The 20,512-nt window shown below is 73.2% G+C and carries 21 protein-coding genes; 13 read left to right on the top strand and 8 right to left on the bottom strand.

Annotated elements, in window-relative coordinates:
* Nucleotides 1–12 precede the first annotated feature (12 nt).
* From ACGF3C_RS29785 to ACGF3C_RS29775, 3 genes are read left to right on the top strand one after another with little or no spacing between them, the layout of a single operon-like run.
* Nucleotides 13–2,352 (top strand): hypothetical protein, encoded by a 2,340-nt coding sequence (locus ACGF3C_RS29785; RefSeq protein ID WP_393227020.1) that lies wholly within the window; start codon nt 13–15, stop codon nt 2,350–2,352.
* A 46-nt stretch (nt 2,353–2,398) separates the two neighbouring features.
* Entirely contained in the window at nt 2,399–3,016 is a 618-nt protein-coding gene (locus ACGF3C_RS29780) for an ABC transporter ATP-binding protein (protein WP_357224589.1), read from the top strand.
* On the top strand, nt 3,013–4,434 hold the full coding sequence (locus tag ACGF3C_RS29775) for a DUF6297 family protein (protein WP_393227018.1): 1,422 nt from the start codon (nt 3,013–3,015) through the stop codon (nt 4,432–4,434). The genes ACGF3C_RS29780 and ACGF3C_RS29775 overlap by 4 nt, the downstream gene beginning before the upstream one ends.
* A 27-nt stretch (nt 4,435–4,461) precedes the next feature.
* On the opposite strand, the gene ACGF3C_RS29770 is transcribed toward ACGF3C_RS29775, so the two are convergent.
* Nucleotides 4,462–5,493, bottom strand: a complete 1,032-nt coding sequence (locus ACGF3C_RS29770; RefSeq protein WP_393227016.1) for a poly(3-hydroxybutyrate) depolymerase — start codon at nt 5,491–5,493, stop codon at nt 4,462–4,464.
* A 307-nt stretch (nt 5,494–5,800) separates the two neighbouring features.
* On the opposite strand from ACGF3C_RS29770, the gene ACGF3C_RS29765 reads away from it, so the two are divergent.
* Entirely contained in the window at nt 5,801–6,379 is a 579-nt protein-coding gene (locus tag ACGF3C_RS29765) for a dihydrofolate reductase family protein (protein WP_357224605.1), read from the top strand.
* On the opposite strand, the gene ACGF3C_RS29760 is transcribed toward ACGF3C_RS29765, so the two are convergent.
* Nucleotides 6,361–7,071 carry a helix-turn-helix domain-containing protein gene (locus ACGF3C_RS29760; RefSeq protein WP_393227014.1) on the bottom strand — a complete coding sequence of 237 codons (711 nt, stop codon included), beginning with the start codon at nt 7,069–7,071 and terminating at the stop codon, nt 6,361–6,363. The two genes, ACGF3C_RS29765 and ACGF3C_RS29760, sit on opposite strands and share 19 nt — an antisense overlap.
* Before the next feature lie 24 nt (nt 7,072–7,095).
* Complete coding sequence (locus ACGF3C_RS29755) at nt 7,096–8,568, bottom strand: PLP-dependent aminotransferase family protein (protein WP_393227012.1); 1,473 nt, start codon at nt 8,566–8,568, stop codon at nt 7,096–7,098.
* A gap of 62 nt (nt 8,569–8,630) precedes the next feature.
* Between ACGF3C_RS29755 and ACGF3C_RS29750 the strand changes: the two genes are divergently transcribed.
* Together ACGF3C_RS29750 and ACGF3C_RS29745 are read left to right on the top strand one after the other, a co-directional pair.
* Complete coding sequence (locus ACGF3C_RS29750; RefSeq protein WP_357224614.1) at nt 8,631–9,242, top strand: LysE family translocator; 612 nt, start codon at nt 8,631–8,633, stop codon at nt 9,240–9,242.
* Between the two features lie 7 nt (nt 9,243–9,249).
* Nucleotides 9,250–9,990, top strand: coding sequence for a B3/4 domain-containing protein (locus ACGF3C_RS29745; protein WP_393227010.1), 741 nt, complete (start codon nt 9,250–9,252; stop codon nt 9,988–9,990).
* Here the strand turns inward: ACGF3C_RS29745 and ACGF3C_RS29740 are convergent.
* Nucleotides 9,963–10,565 (bottom strand): MBL fold metallo-hydrolase, encoded by a 603-nt coding sequence (locus ACGF3C_RS29740; protein ID WP_393227008.1) that lies wholly within the window; start codon nt 10,563–10,565, stop codon nt 9,963–9,965. The genes ACGF3C_RS29745 and ACGF3C_RS29740 overlap by 28 nt on opposite strands.
* Nucleotides 10,566–10,620: 55 nt before the next feature.
* Nucleotides 10,621–11,229, bottom strand: a complete 609-nt coding sequence (locus ACGF3C_RS29735; protein WP_357224627.1) for a hypothetical protein — start codon at nt 11,227–11,229, stop codon at nt 10,621–10,623.
* Nucleotides 11,230–11,272: 43 nt separating this feature from the next.
* Between ACGF3C_RS29735 and ACGF3C_RS29730 the strand changes: the two genes are divergently transcribed.
* The 3 genes from ACGF3C_RS29730 (at nt 11,273) to ACGF3C_RS29720 (ending at nt 13,669) form a co-directional block, all read left to right on the top strand.
* Nucleotides 11,273–12,400 (top strand): DUF5919 domain-containing protein, encoded by a 1,128-nt coding sequence (locus ACGF3C_RS29730; RefSeq protein ID WP_393227006.1) that lies wholly within the window; start codon nt 11,273–11,275, stop codon nt 12,398–12,400.
* Nucleotides 12,401–12,472: 72 nt separating this feature from the next.
* Complete coding sequence (locus tag ACGF3C_RS29725) at nt 12,473–13,360, top strand: pentapeptide repeat-containing protein (RefSeq protein WP_393227004.1); 888 nt, start codon at nt 12,473–12,475, stop codon at nt 13,358–13,360.
* A 72-nt stretch (nt 13,361–13,432) separates the two neighbouring features.
* Nucleotides 13,433–13,669, top strand: coding sequence for a preprotein translocase YidC (locus tag ACGF3C_RS29720; protein WP_355009073.1), 237 nt, complete (start codon nt 13,433–13,435; stop codon nt 13,667–13,669).
* Nucleotides 13,670–13,676: 7 nt separating this feature from the next.
* On the opposite strand, the gene rnhA is transcribed toward ACGF3C_RS29720, so the two are convergent.
* The 3 genes from rnhA to ACGF3C_RS29705 are packed head-to-tail and all read right to left on the bottom strand — an operon-like array spanning nt 13,677 to nt 16,753.
* The gene (rnhA, locus tag ACGF3C_RS29715) at nt 13,677–14,150 is read right to left on the bottom strand and encodes a ribonuclease HI (RefSeq protein ID WP_091406604.1); all 474 of its coding nucleotides are present in this window, start codon (nt 14,148–14,150) and stop codon (nt 13,677–13,679) included.
* A gap of 10 nt (nt 14,151–14,160) precedes the next feature.
* Nucleotides 14,161–15,441 (bottom strand): lycopene cyclase family protein, encoded by a 1,281-nt coding sequence (locus ACGF3C_RS29710; RefSeq protein ID WP_393227002.1) that lies wholly within the window; start codon nt 15,439–15,441, stop codon nt 14,161–14,163.
* A gap of 55 nt (nt 15,442–15,496) precedes the next feature.
* Complete coding sequence (locus ACGF3C_RS29705) at nt 15,497–16,753, bottom strand: MFS transporter (protein WP_393227001.1); 1,257 nt, start codon at nt 16,751–16,753, stop codon at nt 15,497–15,499.
* Between the two features lie 144 nt (nt 16,754–16,897).
* Here ACGF3C_RS29705 and ACGF3C_RS29700 point away from each other — a divergent pair, with 144 nt between their 5' ends.
* From ACGF3C_RS29700 to ACGF3C_RS29685, 4 genes are all read left to right on the top strand, one after another.
* Nucleotides 16,898–17,725 carry an ArsR/SmtB family transcription factor gene (locus tag ACGF3C_RS29700; protein WP_393226999.1) on the top strand — a complete coding sequence of 276 codons (828 nt, stop codon included), beginning with the start codon at nt 16,898–16,900 and terminating at the stop codon, nt 17,723–17,725.
* A gap of 303 nt (nt 17,726–18,028) precedes the next feature.
* The gene (locus ACGF3C_RS29695; protein ID WP_091406610.1) at nt 18,029–18,514 is read left to right on the top strand and encodes a hypothetical protein; all 486 of its coding nucleotides are present in this window, start codon (nt 18,029–18,031) and stop codon (nt 18,512–18,514) included.
* 86 nt (nt 18,515–18,600) lie between these two features.
* Entirely contained in the window at nt 18,601–19,212 is a 612-nt protein-coding gene (locus ACGF3C_RS29690; RefSeq protein WP_355009077.1) for a class F sortase, read from the top strand.
* 173 nt (nt 19,213–19,385) lie between these two features.
* Complete coding sequence (locus ACGF3C_RS29685; RefSeq protein WP_393226997.1) at nt 19,386–20,486, top strand: magnesium and cobalt transport protein CorA; 1,101 nt, start codon at nt 19,386–19,388, stop codon at nt 20,484–20,486.
* Nucleotides 20,487–20,512: the final 26 nt, after the last annotated feature.

Raw genomic sequence — 20,512 nt, 5'->3', positions numbered from 1 at the left:
CGCTGGCCGGCGTTGATCGCGATCGGCGGCGTGGTCGGCAGCGTCCTCGCCAACGTGGCCAGCAACCTGGCCGGCAATGTCCTCTCCGAGCTGGCGGCCAGTGTGCTCGGGCCGGTGACCATCGTCCTGGCCTCCGGCGGCGTCGTCGGTTACGTGGTGTACGAGGTGCGCCGCCGCCGGACCGGCCGGGAGGTCGGCCCCGAGCCGACGGAGGTGCTCACCACCCCGGCCGCCGGAGCTCCCAACCTGCCCTACACGGCCGAGTTCACCGGTCGTGAGGAGCACGTCGACGCCCTTGTCGGTCTGCTCGCCCGGGAGCACGCGGTGGCGGTTCTGGGCCGACGTGCGGTGGGCACCTCCGCGTGCGCTGTGCAGGCCGCGAACGAGTGCCGGGAGGAGTTCCCCGACGGTCAGTACTACCTGGACCTGCGGCGGCGCGGCCGACCCCGCTCGGCCCGGCAGGTGCTCACCGCGCTGGCCCGGATCCTGGGCACCGCCCCGCCGACCTCCGGCCGGCCGGACGCGCTCGCCGCCGCCGCCGACGCGCTGCGCGGTCAGCTCGACGGTCGCAAGATCGTGCTGGTGCTGGACAACGTCGACCGTCCCGACCAGGTACGACCTCTGTTGCCGCCCACCGCGCGCACCTGCCGCCTGTTGCTCGCCGGTGGTCCGGCGCTGATCGGTCTGGAGGGTGTGGTCGCGCACTGGATCGCCGAACCGGGCACGTCCGAGGCGGTGGAGCTGTTCGCGACGGCGGGTGGGGCCGCGCCCGCCGCCCGGGTCCGTCGCGCCGACCCACGCACCGACCCGGCGGTACGCGAGATCGTCGACCTGTGCGGGCGGCAACCGCGTACCGTCCGCGCGCTCGGTTACCGCACCGCTCAGCACGGCTGGCGGCACTCCGACGTGCTGGACGCGCTGCGCCGCGCGGTGCAGACGCCCCCGCACCAGCGGCTCGCCGTCTCACCGGCGGCCCGCCTGGTCACCGAACGGGACATCGCGTACCGGGCGTTGCCCCGTCAGGCCCGACGGTTGTACCGGCTGATGTCGCTGGTCCCCGCCCCGGTGGACCGGCCCAGCATCGCCGCGCTGGCCGGACGGCACCCCGAGCTGGTGACCGCACTGCTCGACCGGTTGGCCGCGGCGGCGTTCGTGGTCGGCGCGCCCGGCGACCGGTACGAGATCCGCCCCCTGCTGGCCGGCAGCGCCCGGCTGCACCTGCGGGACGCGGATCAGGTCCGGGCCCGGGTCGCCGCGCAGGCCCGGCTGACCCGGCACCTGGCCCGTCGGGCCGAACGGCACGCGGCCAACCTGGCGGTGCTCGGCTCCCCACCCGACCGGGAGTGGTCGCTGCCGCTGGACGACGACCCGTACGGCTGGTTCGACCTGCACCAGGAGCTGCTGCTGGCGGTGGTGCGGGTGCCTGCCGGCGCGAAGGAGACCCTGCCCCGGCGGGTGCGCCGGTGGTGGTTCCGGTTGGCGGTGGCGCTGTGCGGGTGGCTGGCGTACGCCGAGCGGCTCGACGAGTGGGAGCAGGTCTGCCGCACCGTGCTGGCCACCCCGACCGCCGACGACCGTCCGGAGATCGCCGGGTGGGCGCACAACGAGTTGGGGGTGCTGCGTCGACGCCGGCACGACCCGCAGGGGGCGGCGGCGGCGCTCACCCTCGCGGTCAACGAGCGGGGGCGGCGGGGCAACGCCCAGGCGCGGATGAACCTCGGTCTGGCCCTGCTCGACCTGGGGCAGCTCGACGACGCGGTGGAGCACCTGGAGATGTCGCGCCGACACCGCTCCGGCGCCGACCGGGCCGGGCACGCCCTCACCGAGCTGGGCCTGGGCGCGGCCCAACTGGCCCGGGGCGAACCGGACACCGCGCACCACCACCTGGTACGGGCGGCCAACACGTTCCGGTCGGTGGGTGACGCGCGCGGGTACGCGGCGGCCCTGACGAACCTGGTGCTGGTGCACGCGGCGCTCGGCGAGCACCTGGACGCCGCCCAGGCGTGGCGGGCCGCACTGCGCGAGTACGAGTCGGTCAACGACCCGACCAGCCGGGCGACGGCGCTGCTCAACGCCGGGGCGACGCTGCTGAGCAGCACCCCGGGGCAGGCGCGCACCGCGTACGAGCTGCTGGCCGAGAGCCGTCGGCTGCGCGAGGAGACCCGGCCGACAGCCGGGCTGGCGCGTACCCTGCTCTACCTGGGTGACGCCTGCTCCGCGCTGGGCGACCAGGCCGACGCGCGGCGGCACTGGGCGGACGCGGCGGCCGTGGCCGAGGAGGTCGCCGACGCCCAGGGGCTGGCCGCCGCCGACGCCCGACTGGACAACGACGCCGACAGCCGGGTGACGTAGGTCGCTCGGGTTGGTCGGTGGCGTGGCTCTGGGAGACTCTGTGATCGTGGACGCGCTCTCGGTACGGGGACTCAGTCGCAACTTCGGCAACCTGGTCGTGCTCGACGAGGTGAGCTTCACGCTCGCGGCGGGCCGGATCGCGGTGGTGCTGGGCCCGAACGGCAGCGGCAAGACGACCCTGCTGCGGTGTGTCGTCGGCGCCGACCGGCCGGACGCGGGTGAGGTGCTGGTGCAGGGCCGCCGGGCCGACGAGACCGATCCTCAGGTGCGGGCGCTGGTGGCCGCCGCACTGGACGACATCGACTTCTTCCCCGACCTGTCGGTGGTCGAGCACCTGGAGCTGGTCGCGTACGCCCACGGGGGTGACGCCGAGCCGGTCGAGGAGGTCCTCGCCGAGCTGGGTCTGGAGCCGGCCCGCGACCAGCTGCCGGTGACGCTGTCCAGCGGGCAGCGCCGCCGGCTGGCGCTGGCGTCCTGTTTCGTCCGGCCCCGCCGGGTGCTGATCCTGGACGAGCCCGAGCAGCGGCTCGACGTCCGCGGGCGACAGTGGCTCGCCGACCGACTCCTGCGCGAACGGGCGGCGGGCACGGCCGTGCTGTTGGCCTCGCACGACCCGGAGCTGATCGACGCGGTGGTCGACGAGCGCATCGAGATCGGCAAGTGACCGCCGCGCCGGCCACGATCGCCGACACGCCGGTCGGGGTGCCGACCGCCCGGCAGGTGCGAACGCACCTGCGCAAGGCACGCAGCCGGCACCACGACCACTCCCTCGGTGACGTGCTCGGCGACGCGTACGTCATGGTCCTGTTCGTGGGCATGTACGGCTGGTTCGCGATCAGCGCCAGCCGTGACCTGCTGGACTCCCCCACCGTCGGTCAGGCCGAGCCGGGCGTGCGGTGGTGGCTGGCGGTCGCCGCGCTGCTGGCGGGCGCGGGGCTGGCCTGGCGTGGTCTGCGCGCGCTCGGCCCGCTGCTGGTCACGCCGGCGACGCAGAGCTGGGCGACCAGCGCGCCGATCGACCGACGGGCCTGGTTGGCGCCCCGTTTCGTCCTGTTGCTACTGGGCTCGGCGGCCGGCACCGCTGCGCTCGGAGTGGCAGTGGCGGCGCTCGGTGGGGTCACCGAACTGTCCGCCCTGGGCTGGGCGGCGACGGCCGGCGCGGGGTGGGGCGCGGCCGCGCTGGCGCTCAGCGTCGTCGCCCAGGGCAGTCGGTCGGGGCGGCGCTGGCCGACGGTGGTCGGGGCGGTGCCGATGGTGGCGGCGGCCGTGATCACCGCCCTGGTGGTGCTCGTCGGTCGCCTCGGCGACGGACTGTCCCGGCCGGCGACGACGCCGACCGTCGCGTTGTTCGCCGCCGCGGTGCCGCTCGTCGGCGTGGGCGTGATCCTGGCGGTACGCGCGCTGCCCCGGGTCGACCGGGCCACCCTGACCACCGGCGCGCAGTTCGCCAACGCCGCCGCCACCGCCACGATCCTGCTGGATCCGAGCCTGCTCGCCGGCCTGGTGGAGAGCCGCCGCTGGCGCCGGATCGGCCGGGTTCGCAGCCGCCGGTTCCGGCCCGGCCCCGGCTGGTGGGCGCTGCTCCAGGCCGACGTACGCCGGTTGCGCCGCCACCCGAGCGCCGTGCTGATCTGGGCGGCGCTGATCGGGGTGCAGTACGCTGCCGCGCTCGCCCTGCCCGGGTTGGCCGGTGCCGCGCAGGTGGTGTTCGCTTATCTCGCCGCCAATCGGCTGACCGGCGGTCTGCGGTCGGTCAGTCGCTCACCCGGTCTGCGCCGAGCGCTCGGTGGCAGCGACAACCTGCTGCGCGGGATCCACGTGGTGGTGCCGGCTGTCGGCGCGGGAGTGTGGTGGTTGCTGACCCTGCCGACCGTCGACCCGGGACCGGCCTGGCTGGCGCCGACGCTGGCGCTGGGGGTGGTGGCCGCCGCGTTCCGGGCCGGCACCCGCCCGCCGATCGACTACGGCGGCGCGACGGTCAACACGCCGTTCGGGATGATCCCGGTCGACCTGATGCGTCAGGGGTCACGGGGGCCGGCGCTGCTCGCCGTGCTGGTCCTCGTCCAGCTGTTCCTGGGCTGACCGGTTCGCCCGGCCAGCCCGGGGCACTCAGCCGTCCAGTCGGCGGACCATGTTCATGATGGTTTCGACCTGCGCGCCGCCCTTGATCGGGAAGTTGGTCGCGCCGAGGTAACCCCACCAGTCCCAGCAGCCGTTCGGGTTGCTGAGGGAGGCACCTGCCTGTGGGTACAGGACGATCAGGTTGTTGGTGTCGGCGTACTGGTTGAGGTTGGCCCGGTCGACGAACGCCGTGCCCACCGCGCCGACGCCCTGCGCGCAGCCGTGCAGGGCGACGAGGAGACGGCACGACTGGCCTGCCGCGCACGCGGACGGGACGTAGGCGAAGCCGTTGGCGTCCATGCTCAACCCGTTGGCCCAGCCGTTGACAGCGAAGGTGTTCTGGTTGAACCGGATGAGGGAGCCGCCGAGCCCTCCGGTGTTCGGCGCGTTCACCCCGCCGAGCAGCTTGCGCAGCAGCGTGTTCTGTGGGTCCGCACCGCAGTCGTTGAGGTACGGCGATGCGGTCGCCCCGCACCCGAGCGTGCCGTACGGCGTGACCCAGGAGTGACCGGCGGCGGAGCCGCTGTCGTACTGCACGCTGGCCCCGAAGTGCTGGTAGTACCGGACCAGGTCGTCGGTGACGGACTTCTTGACAGTGGTGTCGTTGCCGCCGTGGAACACGTACACCGGATCGCCGGAGAGGTTGCCGACCGGGTCGACCCAGCCGTACGACGCCCAGGTCCGGGTGTACGCCTGCAGCGCGGACACGTTCGTCGAATACCGGTTGTCGCCGCAGCCGTTGAGCGCCTGGGCGACGGTGTTCTGGGAGCAGTAGTAGGGCCCGGCGGCGAAGACGGCCGCTCCCCTGATCTGGGACGAGTAGGCGACGTGCAGTTGGGTGGCCATGTAGCCACCGGAGGAGACGCCGGCAACATAGACGCCGGAGACGTTGTAGGTGTTCAGCGACCCGGAGACCGGGGGCACGGTGGTGGGGTTGGCGGCGTGGGCGGGTGCCGCCGCGGTCAGGATCAGCAGGAGCGCGGCCGCGAGGGCGGTGGCGGCTTTCAGCGGTGTGGGCATGGGCGGTCTCCTCGGCAGCGCCGACTGGGGCGTCGGCGTGCGCCGAAGCTACCGTGACATAGACCACACCAGATATGACGGCAACCGACACGTCCGCCATCGCTGGAATGTCCCCGGCACCCACTCCCGGCTCTCAGGACCGCTGAAGGTGGCGAGCGCGGCGATCATGGGGTCCCGGAGCCTGATCACGGCGCCACCCGGTCCGGCGGCGCGTTCGGACCGGCTGTCGCTTCCGTCCAAGACAGCGGCGCGACAGCGACCTAGCGTGGACCCGGCAGCTCGCTTCCAAGCCTGAGGAGACAAGACAATGCGCGACCTGGTCTACACCGGTTTCATGTCGCTCGACGGTGTCGTCGACTCGCCCGGCGGCGGGCCGGGTGAGGAGCACCGCAGCGGCGGTTGGGTGTTCAAGGACCTCGAGTTCGTCCCGGAGGCCTGGTCGCTGAAGGGCGAGGAGCTCGCCGACACGACGGCGTTGATGTTCGGCCGCCGCAGCTACGAGGCGTTCGCGCGGGTCTGGCCCGGTTCGGAGGACCACGCCGACTACAAGGAGCTGCCCAAGTACGTGGTGTCGAGCACGCTGTCCGACGACGCGCTCGTCGACGGGTGGGGGCCGACCACGATCCTGCGCTCGACCGGGGACATCGCCGCGCTCAAGCAGGGCGAGGGCGGGGCGATCTTCATCCACGGCAGCGCGGAGCTGGCCCGGCGGCTGTCCGATGAGGGGCTGATCGACCGGTACAACCTGCTCGTCTTCCCCGTGCTGCTGGGTGCCGGCAAGAGCCTGTTCGGCCGGGCCGACCGCGACAAGCACATGCTGACGCTGCGGGAGTCGGAGAGCTACCCGAACGGGATCCTCAAGCTGATCTACGACGTCAAGCGCTGATCGAGGTCGAGGGCGATGGCGCCGCCCGTGCCCTCGCGTAGCTGCCGAACGGTACGTCCGAGGTAGCGGCGCAGTGCCCGGGCCAGGTGCGGCTCGTCGAAGTAGTCGAGCTTGGCGACCACGTCGGCGGCCGGGTCTCCGCCAGCCAGCAGCTCCGCCGACGAGCGGGCCCGCTCGATCTGCCGGACCGCGCCGCGCGTCAGCCCGGTCGCGGCGCGGAACCGGCGTTCGACGGTACGCGCCGAGACGACCGGACCGTGGCCCCGCAGCAGCTCGGCGACGAGCGGGTCACGGACCACGGTCCCGGCCCGGACGAGGCTGTCGACCAGGGCTTCGGCGTCGTCGGGGCCGGGCGTCTCCCAGCGCGTGCCGTCCAGCCGGAACGTCCGGCGCGTGGTGTCGGGGAGCTCGATGCCGCCGTCGACCAGCGTCGGCGTGGGCACGGCCCGCAACGAGGTGCCCACGGCGAACTCGATGCCGGCGAAGGTCGCGCCGTGCGGCACCGGCGCCGTGCCGGCGCGGGTCTCGGGACCGGTGATGCTCGCGTACGCCCGGCCAGCCTGCTCCCAGAACACCAGGCCCCAGCGCACCCCCGCCACGGACGTCATCGCGGTGACCTGCTCGCTCGTGCAGGTCCACACGGTGTCGACCCATGGCGAGTCGGACCCGCGCGTCTCGAAGCGCAGTCCCACTGGCGAAGGATACGCCTGATGGCCCTAATCGGAGCCGAGCGCGGCGGCGACGGCGGCGACGCCGTCCTCGATCTCGGTGGGAGTACGGGCCGCGTAGCCGAGCACGAGGCCGGGCCGGTACGGCCGCTGGCAGTGCCAGGACAGCGGTTGCACCTTCACCCCGAGTGCCAGCGTCGCCGCCGCCAACTCGGTGTCGACAACGGTGTCGTCCAGCGTGATCATCAGGTGCAGCCCGGCGGCGGCGCCGTGCACGGTCGCCGACGGCAACGCGCGGGCCAGCGCGGCGATCATTGCGTCCCGCCGGCGGATGTGTCGCCGGCGCAGCAGCCGCAGATGCCGCTCGAAGGCGCCGGAGGTCATCAGCTCCGCCAGCACCAGTTGCGGTAGCACGGCGTTGCCCAGGTCGGCGTTGCGCTTGGCGGCCACCACGGCCTCGCGCAGCCGCGCCGGCACGAGCAGCCAGCCGACCCGCAGCGCGGGGGCGAGCAGTTTGGACACGCTGCCGGCGTAGCAGACCTGTTCGGGCAGCAGACCCCGCAGCGCCGGCACCGGAGGACGGTCGTAGCGGTGCTCGGCGTCGTAGTCGTCCTCAATGATCAGACCGCCGGCCCGCGCCCAGGCGACGAGCTGGCGGCGGCGGTCACCGTCGAGCACCACGCCGGTCGGGAACTGGTGCGCGGGGGTGAGCATCACCGCCGGTACGCCGCTGGCTGTCAACTCGTCGACCCGCAGTCCGGCGTCGTCGACAGTGATCGGCGGGGTGTCCATGCGCCAGTTGTTCAGGTGCTGGCGCACCCCGAGCGAGCCCGGGTCCTCGACGGCGATCCTGGCGACACCGGCAGCCTGGAGTGCCTGGGCGAGCAGCCCGAGCGCCTGGGAGACGCCGGCCACGATGATCACCTCGGCGGGGTCGACGCTGATGCCACGGTTGCGGCCCAGCCAGGCGGCGACGGCCTGTCGCAGCACGGGCGCGCCGCAGGGGTCTCCGTAGCCGAGGTCGGCCGCGGCGAGGCGGCGCAGCACGCTCCGTTCGGCACGCAGCCAGTCCGCGCGGGGAAAGGCGGCCAGATCGGGTACGCCGGGCGTCAGGTCGATTGACGCGTGCGCCGCGCGTAACGCCTCGAAGATGTCGGTGCCCGGTGCCGGCGGGAAGGTCGTGACCGGTGCTGGCGCGGCGGTCGCTGTGGGTGTGGGCGCGGCCGGCGCGGCGACGACGACAGTGCCGGCCCGGCCCCGGCCGGCGATGTGCCCCTCCTCGGTCAGGCGCTGGTACGCCTCGGTGACCACGCCCCGGGAGACACCGAGGTCGGCGGCGAGGACCCGGGTCGGAGGCAGCCGGTCACCGACCGGCACCCGCCCCTCGGCGATGGCCTGCCGCAGCCGGTCGGTCAGCCAGTCGGCGCGCCCGCCCGGCGTCGCGTCGGTGATGGTCAGGTGCAGGAAGTCGGAGCCGGCCGATATGGACCTCTCGGACGCAGTCGGTTTGGCTCTGCCCATCGGACCATTGTGGCAGCAGAGTGAGAAGGAGCCAGAGCTGCCGACTCCGCCGGAGGACGACCGTGACCATCCCGTTCCTGATCACCACGCTGATCGTGGTGGTCACCCCCGGCACCGGGGTGATCTTCACGCTCTCCGCCGGCCTGTCGCGGGGCGCGCGGGCCGGGGTGCTGGCCGCGTTCGCCTGCACGCTGGGAACGTTGCCGCACCTGCTGGCCGCGATGACCGGGCTGGCCGCGCTGATGCAGACCAGCGCCGTGGCGTTCGAGACCGTCCGCTACCTCGGCGTCGGCTACCTGCTCTACCTGGCCTGGTCCATGGCGCGCGACCGCGACGCCTTCGCGGTGACCACCGACGCCGCACCCCGCTCGGCGATCCGGGTGATCGTCTCCGGCGTGCTGGTCAACCTGCTCAATCCGAAGCCGACGATGTTCTTCGTCGCGTTCCTGCCGCAGTTCGTGGACACCACGGCACCCGGCTCGACCCGGGCGATGCTCGGCTGCGGCGCGGTGTTCATGCTGCTCACCATGGTGGTGTTCAGCGGCTACGGCATCTTCGCGGCCCGGGTACGCGACCGGGTGCTGACCCGCCCCCGGGTCACCGACTGGCTGCGTCGATCCGCCGCCGGCACCTTCGTCGCGCTCGGCGTGACCCTCGCCCTCACCGAACGATAGGAGCACAGTGCAGTTCGAACATTCTCCTCGGCTTCGCGACGCGTACCCCGATCTGGTCGCCGGTGTGGTGCAGGTTGCTGGGATCACCGCCACCGCCGACGTGGCGGCACGCACGGCCGCCCATCTCGGCGAGGCGCGGCGGCGGTTGGCCGGTGGGGCCGAGAGCGGGTTCCCGGAGATCCAGGCGTGGCGGCGGGCGTACGCGGCGATGGGGCTGCGGCCCACCAAGTACCGGTGCGCCTCCGAGGCGCTGCTGCGTCGGCTGCGCCTCGACGGCGAACTGCCCCGGGTGCACCCGCTCGTCGATCTCTGCAACGCCGTCTCGGCCGCGTACGCCATCCCGGTCGCGGCGCTCGACCTGGACCGGGTCGACGGCGACCTGGTGGTCCGGCCGGCACACGGGGACGAGGCGTACCTGAGCTTCGCGGGCGACACCGAGCATCCCGAACCGGGCGAGGTGACCTTCGTCGACTCCGCCGGGCGGGCCCACGCCCGACGGTGGACCAACCGGCAGAGCGGCTGGTCGGCCGTGCGGGCGGGCACCTCGTCGGTGCTGATCGTCGCCGAGGCGCTGCACCCGGGCGGCGAGCCGGCCGTGACCCGGCTGGTCGCCGACCTCGTGACAGAGCTGACCGAGGTGTGGTCCGCCCCGACGACCGCCGCGGTGCTCACCGCCGCCGCGCCGCGTTTCCGCACCGCGACGGCGGATGACGACCGGGGTCAGGCGGTGTCGCCGGGCAGCAGGTGACGGTAGCCGGGGATAGTCTCGGCGAACCAACCCGCGACACTGGCCAGACCACGGTCGTTGAGCTGCGCGTCGTGGATCGGGTACGCCGCCGCCGCGCCCACGGCGCCGGCGAAGCGGATCGCCTCGTCGAGGCGCAGCCAGGACCCCTGGGCCGGGACGAGCAGGGTGCGCACCGGCTCGTCCGGCACGTGCAGCGCGTCGCCCGGGTGGTACAACTCGTTGCCGATCAGGTAGCCGAGGTTCGGGCAGTCGGGCTGCCCCTCGTGGATCGCGGCGTGCCGACCGCCGTGCGCGCTGACCGGGATGCCGGCCGCCGTGAACCGCTCGCCCGCACGGACCCGGGTGACCGGCAGCGGGGCGTCCTCCGGCAGTCGGGCACCCTCCGGCACGTACACGGGGACACCGAGACCGGCGAGCCGCAATACGTCAATGTGGTCGGTGTGCTCGTGGGTGACCAGGACGGCGTCCGCGCCGACCAGGGCCCGCGGCTCGCTCCACGTCCCCGGGTCGACGACCAGCACCCCGCCGTCGTGCTCGACGCGCACGCAGGCGTGCGTGAACCGAATGATCCGCATCAGCCGACCGTACGCCGCCGCGCTGGCGATCGACCTGAGTGGCACCGGCGGGCCGTCAGCGCATCCGTGCGGCCGACGCCCGGAGGATGTAGGCGAACTGCGCACCGAACGCCACCACCGCGACCAGCACCCCGACCAGGACCGTCGAACCGCCCCCGGCACCGACGGTCGAGGCCACCAGGGCGATGCCGAGCCCGCTCAGGACGGCGTTGACCGCGCCCACGAGTGCGGCCGTGGTCAGCAGGAACTCCCACCGCCCGGGACGCGTGCCGACCAGGTTCCAGGCCGTACTCATGGAGTCGTCGGCCCCCACCGCGTCGGCGAAGAAGTCGTGCTCGCCGGCGAGCTGATGGTGGTAGTAGGCCCGGATGCGCTGGATCCGCAGCAGGTCCAACGAATTCTCCACGGTGGTCTCCACCAGGCGCAGAAACGTCAGCACCCCGATGATGACCAGCGTCGGCAGCACCGCGGCCAGGTACGGCCGGACCAGCCTGTCGTTGCTGGCGACGAAGCCGAGGCCGATCAGCGCCGCCGACAGGACGGACAGGAAGATGGTGGCGCGGCCGGTGGCCTCGGCGATGGTGCCGGCGCGGGACGTCTGCAACGCGTAGTGCTCGGTGGTCAGGACGGTGAGAAGCGCCTGCTCGCGTTCACTCTCGTCCACCCCGCCACCCTCCGTGGTCGCACGACTCCGTTACCGTCAGCCTATGAGCGGTGGATCGGGTCCGAGCGGCGAAATGCTCGGGTGGGCTGGTCGGGGCGGGCGGCAACGACGCGCCTTCGTCGTCGGTGGGGCACTCTTCGCGATCGCCGTCGTCATGCTGCTGGCCGCCTGGGGCAGCACCGGCTTCCTCAGCGACCTGCTGCTCAACCTCGGGGCCAGCGTGGTCCTCGCGGCCATCTCGTACGTCATCTTCGACCCGTTGTTCGAGGAGGCCCGCAAGGCGCGGGTGCAGGAGCACCTCAGCTTCGACCAGCAGGCGTTCGTGACACGGCTGCACCGCTCCGGGCGGCGGGTGCGCATCCTGGACACCTGGACGATCCTGTTGGAGCAACGGCACCGGGAGGAGACGCTGAGCGCGGTGCGAGCGGCGCTCGCCAACGGCGCCCAGGTGCAGTTGCTCCTGCTCGACCCCGACTGCACCGCCGCCCAGCAACGCTCCGAGGAGCTGGAACGGCAACGGGTGGACGTGCCCCGGCAGATCCGCACCAACCTGCGCCACCTGGCCGCGTTCGCCGACGCGCTCGACTCGCGGCTGCGCCACCGCCTTCAGGTCCGGCTCTACGACGCGTCTCCGTCGATCCAGCTCTACCAGTGGGACGGGCGTGCGCTGATCTCGTTCTTCCCGATCGGGAAGTTGTCGTTCAACGTGCCGCAGCTCGAGGTGGACATGGACAGCCCGTGGGGCGGGTTCGTGCACGCCCGGTTCGAGGAGCTGTGGGAGCACGAGCAGGCCACCCTCGACCTGGAGCGGTACTGGTCAGTCATGGTCACGCTGCGCCACGACGAGTCGGACGTGGTCGAGGTACGCGTGCCGTTCGTGACGGTGGACGGGCAGCACTACGTCGACTGCCGGGGGTTCCGGGTGACCGGGCCGCTGACGGTGCGAGCCGTGCTGCCGCCCCGCGCGCCCGGGGCGACGCCCGGCGTGTTCGCCCTGGCCGAGCCCGCCGACGGGGACCGCACCCCGGTCGCCGTCGTGAAACGGCACTTCGACCAGAAGTACGGGCACGACGACGGCGAGCGGGACGTCCGCCGGCTCGTGCCGCCACCGGGCGATGCCCGTACCCCGGCCCCCCGCCCCGCGACGGCCGGTGACACGCACGCACGGTGACCCCCGACCGACCCGTGGGTTCGGCACAGGAAACAATGGTGTTCCACCCTGATCGCCAGGAGGACCGTCGGCGTGCCGCACCGCACCGCACCGCCGTCCGGGGCGGCGCAGCTGCGCGCCGACTGCGGACGCTGCTTCGGGCTGTGCTGCGTGGTGCCCGCCTTCGCCGCGTCGGCGGACTTCGCCATCGACAAGCCGGCCGGCTCGCCCTGCCCCAACCTGCGCCCCGACCACCGCTGCGGCATCCACACGGAGCTGCGGCAGCGTGGTTTTCCGGGTTGCACGGTGTTCGACTGCTTCGGGGCCGGGCAGCAGGTCGCCCAGGTGACCTTCGGCGGGCGGGACTGGCGGGACGCGCCGGAGACGTTGCCGGCGATGGCGGAGGCCTTCGCGGTGCTGCGACCGCTACACGAACTGCTCTGGTACCTCACCGAGGCGGTGGCGCTGCGCCCGCCGGCCGATCTGCGCGCCGAACTGGAACGCGCCCGCGCCGAGACGCTGACGCTCACCGAGGGTGACCCGGCGCAACTTCGCGCGGTGAACGTCGCCGACCAACGGAACCGGGTCAACCCGCTGCTGTCCCGGGCCGGCGACGTGGCCCGCGCCCCCGGCGGCGCCGACCGGCGGGGCGCGCACCTGCTCGGGGTGGACCTGCGCCGCGTCGACCTCCGCCGGGCCAACCTGCGCGGGGCGCTGCTCATCGGCGCCGACCTGCGCGGAGCGGACCTCGGTCTGGCCGACGTCACCGGCGCGGACCTGCGCGGGGCCGACCTGCGGGGCGCGGACCTGCGGCGCACGCTCTTCCTGCACCAGACCCAGCTGGACGCCGCCCGAGGTGACACCCACACGGGCCTGCCACCGACGCTCACCCGGCCGGCGCACTGGACGTCCCTGCCGCTCACCCCGGTCCGTCAGCCCACCCGGTCTCCCGCACCCGCCCGTCGGGGCCGGCGTCGCTGACCGCGAGGTTTCGGCCGGGACGACGCCGGGTAGCCAGCGCCGACGCGAAACGGCATCGACGGGGGGCACGGCGTGGGCTACCGAAAGCGCGACGGTGAGCTGCCGGGCGACCCGCAGCACAGTGAGGACGAAGCCGGCCAGGTGCCACTGGTGCAGGTCGAGGCGGACACCGAGGTCCCCGCACCGGCGGACACCGACGTCCGGCCGGACATCGTGACCGAGCCCGACAACTCGGGCGTCGCCGGTGGTTCATCCGGCAGCAGCGGCGGCGGTTCCAGCATGCCGGGGCACCCCGACGCGGCCCGCTGACCCGGGATCAGCGGCTGGTCAGCGCGCCCCGGGCCTCGGTCATGCCCTTGTTGGCGAGCCCGTCGGCCCGCTCGTTCTCCGGGTGGCCGTTGTGCCCCTTGACCCACAGCCAGGTGACCTCGTGCCGTTCGCAGGCCGCTTCCAGCCGCTGCCACAGGTCGGCGTTCTTCACCGGCTGCTTCGCGGCGGTCCGCCAACCGTTGCGCTTCCACGACGCCAGCCAACTGGTGATGCCGTTGCGCACGTACGTGCTGTCGGTGTGCAGCTCCACGGTAACCGGCCGGTTCAGGCTCTCCAACGCCTGGATGGCCGCCATCAGCTCCATCCGGTTGTTGGTGGTGGGCGTGGCCTCACCGCCGCACAGCTCCCGCTCGTGATCGCCGTAGCGCAGCAGCGCACCCCAACCACCCGGACCGGGGTTGCCACTGCACGCCCCGTCGGTCCAGATCTGCACGCCCCTGCCGGCCGCCGCGTCCACCATGCCCGGCAACCTACCGGGAGCGGACGTCGTCCTCCCCGCTCGGGGGGCCGGCGCGCCGAGCCGTCGGCGTCGAACCCACCACCGCGGGTGGGATGGCCGGCGCCGGCCGGGTGGGGCGCAGCCGGTCGCGGACCCGGTCTGCGGCATCACCAGCGGTCGCGGCGATCATCGGCAACAGTCGGGTCGAATTCATGATGGCGACTTCCTCGGCCGGAGTGGTGCGGCCGTCGAGGAAGCGCAGCACCCGCTCGGCCGGGTTGCGGTCGAAGAGCCGATCGAAGAAATCAGGACCGCCCACCCCGCCCCGGTCCAGCGCGCGCAGCGCAACCGCGTCCATCCAACGGTGCCGCCGCGGGTACGCCGGCTGGGGCACCGGCGCGCCGCCCGCGGCGAGGGCGCGGGCCACCTGGTCGGCCTGGCGGTACATGGCGGAGAAGGTGAAGCCGGTGGAGGGGCGGGTCGCGCCACCGGCCGTGCCGAGTCGGACCACGCGGGGGGTGGGCCGGGCGGGGAACGGCGCGTCGGTCATCGGGATCACCCCGTTCTCCACCTCGCGCACCCGCAGCCCGGTCGGGTCCAGTCCGAGCAGATCCCGGTAGCCGGCCAGCGCCGCGTCGTACCCGGCGTCGGTGAGCAGGTCCGGCGAGAACTCGGTGTACTCGACCAGGGCGTAGCGGTCGCTCACCGGCAGCACATACCCGAAGGAGACGCCCCGGGGCGGCTGCGGGGTACGGAAGTCCATCAGCACCGCACGGGTCGGGTCGAAGACCGGCCGGTCAGCCTCCAGCCACCACCCCCGGAAGTGCTGCAACCAGGTGGTTCGCCCCGCTCGTGCCGGCGGGCGGGGGCGGGAGTCGAGGACCCAGCCGGCCCGTACGCCGCGCCCGTCGCCGGTGCCCACCAGCACCCGGTTGCCGTCGTCATGCACTGTCTCGGCGGGCGCGACGATCCGAATGGCGTCGAGGCGACGCTCGGCGTCGGCAGCCCGGTCGTAGACCGGGCCGGAGCGGAGCATGGCGTACCGCAGCGGGGTGAGGTCCAGGACGCGGCGTCGCGCCGCCGTCGCCACCTCGACCTGCTGCCAGCTCGCGCTGAGCAGCGGGTCCAGGTCGCCGTCGGGGTGACCCCAGAACGCCCAGGTACGGTCCTGACCGCGTCGGCGCACCGGGTCGACGATGGCGACCCGCAGATCCCGGACGCCGTGGCGGTCCAGTGCGGCGAGCAGCAACGACGCGGCGCCGCCGCCACCGAGCAGCGCGAGGTCGACGTCGAGCGGCGCGGAGTCGGTCACCCGCACCACGCTGCCACACCGACGCGCGCCACCACCCGATGGGCCGCCACGGCGCTCAGGCCACCGGCGCGGGCGACTCGACCGGGGGCGGGTCGGCATAGGCGCGCGCGACGGCGGCGCGGTTGAAGACCCGCCAGGTGGCGGCGGAGACGCCGATCGCCACCACCAACCCGACCCAGTACGGCGCTGTGATGCCGAATCGGGCGGCCAGCAGCCCGCCCAGCAGTGCGCCCACGCAGTTGCCGCCCGCCGCCACGAAAAGGTTCGTGCTGGCCACCCGACCCTGCAGGTTCGCTGGGGTGAGGCGCTGGCGCAGTGAGTTCGACACGATGTTCCACAGCCCGCCGTGCACGCCGAAGGCGAACAGCGCGAACCCGACCACGATGGTGCTGCGGGACGCGGCCAACGCCAGGTGCAGCCCCGCCTCGACGAGCAGGCCGATCCGGATCGTCCAGGTGGCGCTGATCCGGGCGATGATCCGGTCGCCGAGGAGGGCGCCGAGCACCCCACCGGTGGCCATGCAGGTGAAGAGCAGGCCGTAGCCGACGGATCCGAGGCCCAGCCGCTCGCCGGCGAGCAGCACCAGCACCGCGAGCGCGGCGGTGAGGGTCACGTTGAGCAGACCGATCAGCAGTGCCATCGTGCGCAGCAGCCGCTGGTTGGCCAGCCAGCGCAGGCCTTCGACGATCTCGCCGCCCATCGAGCGGGTACGGCGTGCGTGAGTGTCGCCGACGGCGGCCCGGAAGTCCCCGCCGATCAGCGCCACCAGTACGGCGCTGAGGGCGTACGTGACCGCGTTGACCAGGAACGGGCTGCCCGCCGAGAGCGCGAACAGGAAGCCGCCGAGCGGGCCGGCGAGCATGCTGTGCATGAGAGTGGCGCCGCCGCTGAGCCATCCGTTGGCGCGCTCTAGTCGGTGCCGCGGCACCACTACCGGAACCATGGCCTGGCTCGCCGCGCGGAACACGATCTCACCGGTGTTGACCAGGAACAGCACCGCGAACAGGAGCACCACCCCGCCCTTGCCGCTGAGGATCGCCGTGGCCAGAACGGCGAGCGCGACCACCCGGACCAGGTCGATGACGATCATCAGGCGGCGCCGGTCCATCCGGTCCACCAGCACCCCGCCGGGCAGGGCGAAGAGCAGCCACGGCAGCCACGCCACGGCGGACGCTCCGGCGACCACGAGCGGGTCGTCGGTGCGCGACGCGACGAACAGCGGCGCTGCGACGGTGGCCAGGGCCGAGAGGGTGCTCGCCGCCCAGAGTTTGGCGAACACCGGTCCCAGGCCAGCTCCCACGTTCCGTGTCACGGCGAGCGAACCTACCAGCGTCTCTCCGGGCGGCACGGGGATTTATCCCTCCGGCAGAAGCCCGCCCGCGGCCAGGTTGACAGGCAACCCGTTGGTTGCCTAACTTGACAGGCAACCGAATGATTGCCTGTTGTGGGAGGGTCGATGGACGACGCGTTCCGGGCGCTGGCCGACCCCAGCAGGCGTCGACTGCTGGACCGGCTCAACGAGCGCAACGGCCAGACCCTGCGGGAGCTGTGCGACGGGCTGGCCGGCACCCGACAGGCCGTCAGCAAGCACCTGTCGGTGCTGGAGGCGGCCAATCTCGTCACGACCGTGCGGCGCGGCCGGGAAAAGCTGCACTACCTCAACGCCGCCCCGATCAACGCCATCGCCGACCGGTGGCTCAGCCGCTACGACCGCGAACGCGCCGCCACGCTGGCCGACCTGACCACCGCATTGGAGCGACAACCCATGGAGAGCCCGACCTTCGTCTACACCACCTACGTGACCACCACCGCCCAGCGACTGTGGTCCGCGCTCACCGAACCGGCGTTCACCCGTCGCTACTGGGGTGGAGTCGCGCTGGTCTCGGACTGGCAGGTCGGGTCACCCGTGCTGTGGCAGGACGCACCGGACGTCGAGCCGCGCGACCTCGGCCAGCGAGTGCTCGTCGCCGAGCCGTACCGTCGTCTCTCCTACGGTTGGCACGGCTTCCAACCCGAGCACGCCGAGCACTTCGGCTGGTCCGACGAGGAGCTGGCCGCGCGGCTCGGTGAGCGCCGCTCGAAGGTGACCTTCGAGATCGAGCCGCACAGCGGGTCGACCGTCCGGCTGACCGTCATCCATGACGACTTCTCCCCCGACAGCGAGATGCACCGAGCGATCAGCGGCCAACTCGACGGCAGCGGCGGCTGGCCGGAGCTGCTGGCCAGCCTCAAGACCCTGCTGGAGACCGGCGAGCCGATGCCTGACCCGAGCCCGGCCGGCTGACCCGAGGGCGCACCGCCCGGCGGTGCATTTCCGCCGTCTCCGGCAATACCTCGCCATCGGCCCAGCGACGACAGCCCGACCGGATGGACATCGATCGGAGCACCGGTGCCGGTCGGGCCGTCAGGGCCTTTCGGCAGCTCTCCCCGCCTTCGGGTGGACACGTGACGGCAACGAGGATTTCTCATTTTCACCTGATCGAGGACCCAACCCACCTAGTGTTGGGCACACCGGTGCTAGTCACGGAGTTGGCCACCCGAACGACGTCCCACGCAGTCAGCGGACGAAAAGTGAGGGAAGACGCGTATGAAGGTCTCAACAGCACTCTGCTCGGCGGCGCTCGGCGTGGGCCTCGGCACGCTCCTGCTGCCAGGCGCCGCACTGGCCGACACCACTGTGTCACCGGCCACCACCCCGGTCGGTGGGACCGTCGTGCTCACCGCGACGACCTGCAACCCGAAGTCGGGTGACGCCCTCTTCCGGGTCACCGGCCCCAACCGCGACCAGAACGTCCGATCCACCACGGCCGCAGCCGGCGGCGGGCTGAGCGCCGAACTCTTCACCGCCGGATTCACCCTGGGCACGTACACGGTGGCGGCGACCTGCGGCGACGGCAGCTCGGCCGGCACCGCCACCTTCGCCGTCACCCCGATCGGCGGCGCGCCGGCCGGCTCCGGCGGCGACAACCGTGACACCGGCGCTCTCGCCGCCGGCGGCACGCTGCTCGGCACCGCCCTCGCCGGCGCGGTGATCCTGATCCGCCGGCGCCGTCCGGTGTCCACTGTCGCCTGATCGGCGACCGTTCCATCCCTGAGACGGGTGCCCGCGCCGGTGACACCGGCGCGGGCACCCCGACAATCCGGTACGGAGGTGCACACGTGCGGTGGCGGCGGACCCTACCGGCAGTGGTGGCCCTGCTCGGCGTGACCGGGCTCGGGCTGATCACCGTCGGCCTCACCGCCGACCCGGCGCGGCCACCACAACCGTCGGCCGACGCGCCGACCCGCACCCACCCCGCACCGGACCTGGCTCCGCTGCCACCCGCCGCGCCGGTCCGGGTGCAGATCCCCGCCATCGACGTACGCGCCGACATCGTCCCCGTCGGCGCCGACGCCGCCGGGGTGCTGGAGGTGCCGCCACTGGACCGGCCCACCCTCGCCGGCTGGTACCGGTACGGGGTCAGCCCCGGTGAGACCGGCAACGCTGTCCTGGTCGGACACGTCGACGCGCCGTCCGGCCCGGCGGTCTTCTTCGATCTCGGTCGGCTCCGCGCCGGGCAGCAGGTGCAGGTCACCCGCGCCGACGCACGGGTCGCCACCTTCACAGTGGACGACGTCCGGGCGTACCCGAAGGAGCACTTCCCCACCGCCCTGGTCTACGGCCCGGCGGACGCCGCCGGGCTGCGCCTGATCACCTGCGGCGGCCGGTTCGACGCGGCGACCGGCAACTACGTCGACAACGTCGTCGTCTTCGCCACCCGCACCGCCTGAACCGGGGCCACCCGCACCGCCGCAACCGGCGTTACCCGCACCGCCGGAACCTCGACCGCCGGCCCGAGCCGCCCACGCCGCCTCCCCGCTGTCGGGAGCCGGACCCTCGTCGGCAGAATGCGGTGGCACCATCCCCTGATCGGGACGGTACGCCGGCGACGGGGAGGCACGCGGTGGATCAGCGACCGGTACGGGACCGGACCGGTCGAGGCGTACGCGCCCTGGCCCGTCGACTGCTCGGGCGGGTCGAGGGCGACTCCCCCAACCTCCGCCGGTCCAACCCGGACGCCGTGGTCGACTGCGCCGTCTACGTCAAGGGCCGCCGGGAACCCGGTCAACCGCACTACGCCGACGCGTACGCCCGGGCGCGGCACGGCCGCGACGCCTTCGTGTGGCTGGGACTGCATGATCCCGGCCCGGCGGTGCTCGCCGCAGTCGGCCAGACCTTCGGCCTCGACGAACTGACAGTCGAACAGGCGCTCGCCGACGGGCACCGACCCACAGTGCAGCGCCACGGGCCGGTCACGCTGCTGGTCCTGCGCACCGCCGGGTATGTGGAGCACGACGAGCTGACCGAGACCTCCGAGGTGATCGACACCGGGGACGTCATGGTGCTGCTCGGTGACCGCTTCGCCATCACGGTGCGGCACGGTGCCGCCGGGGCGCTGCGCAGCGTTCGCGCCGACATCGAGCGCCGCCCCGCGCTGCTGGCCGCCGGCCCGTGGGCGGTGGCGTACGCGGTCTGCGCCCGCATGGTCGACTCCTACCTGGAGGTGGCCGGCCACGTGGAACGGGACCTGGAGCGGGTCGAGGAGGCGGTGTTCGCCCGCGACCGCGCCGCCGACATCCAGCACATCTACCAGCTCAAACGGGAGGTGGTGGAGTTCAAGCGCGCGGTCCTGCCGTTGCAGGGGCCGATGCGTACGCTGCTCGAACCCGACGGCCCGCCGCGCGCCCTGCACCGCTGGTTCGTCGACGTCGACGGCCGGCTGAGCCGGGCTGTGGACCGGGTGGCCGCGTACGACGACCTGCTCACCTCGATCGTCCAGTCGCGGCTGGCGCAGCTCGCCGTCGAGCAGAACAACGACATGCGCAAGATCGCCGCCTGGGCGGCCATCGCGGCCACCCAGACCGGCATCGCCGGCATCTACGGCATGAACTTCGACCACATGCCCGAGCTGGCCTGGCGCTACGGCTACGCCGGGGCCCTCACCCTGATGGCGGCGGCGGCCCTGTTCCTGTACCGGCTGTTCCGCCGCTCCGGCTGGCTGTGAGGTCGGTGGTCCGCCCGAGCTGACCG

The sequence above is a fragment of the Micromonospora sp. NPDC047762 genome, assembly GCF_043204655.1.
In the GTDB taxonomy this organism is placed as follows: Bacteria; Actinomycetota; Actinomycetes; order Mycobacteriales; family Micromonosporaceae; genus Micromonospora.
The sequence above is the reverse complement of the archived record's forward strand: the minus strand, read 5'-3'. Positions and strand labels throughout refer to the sequence as shown.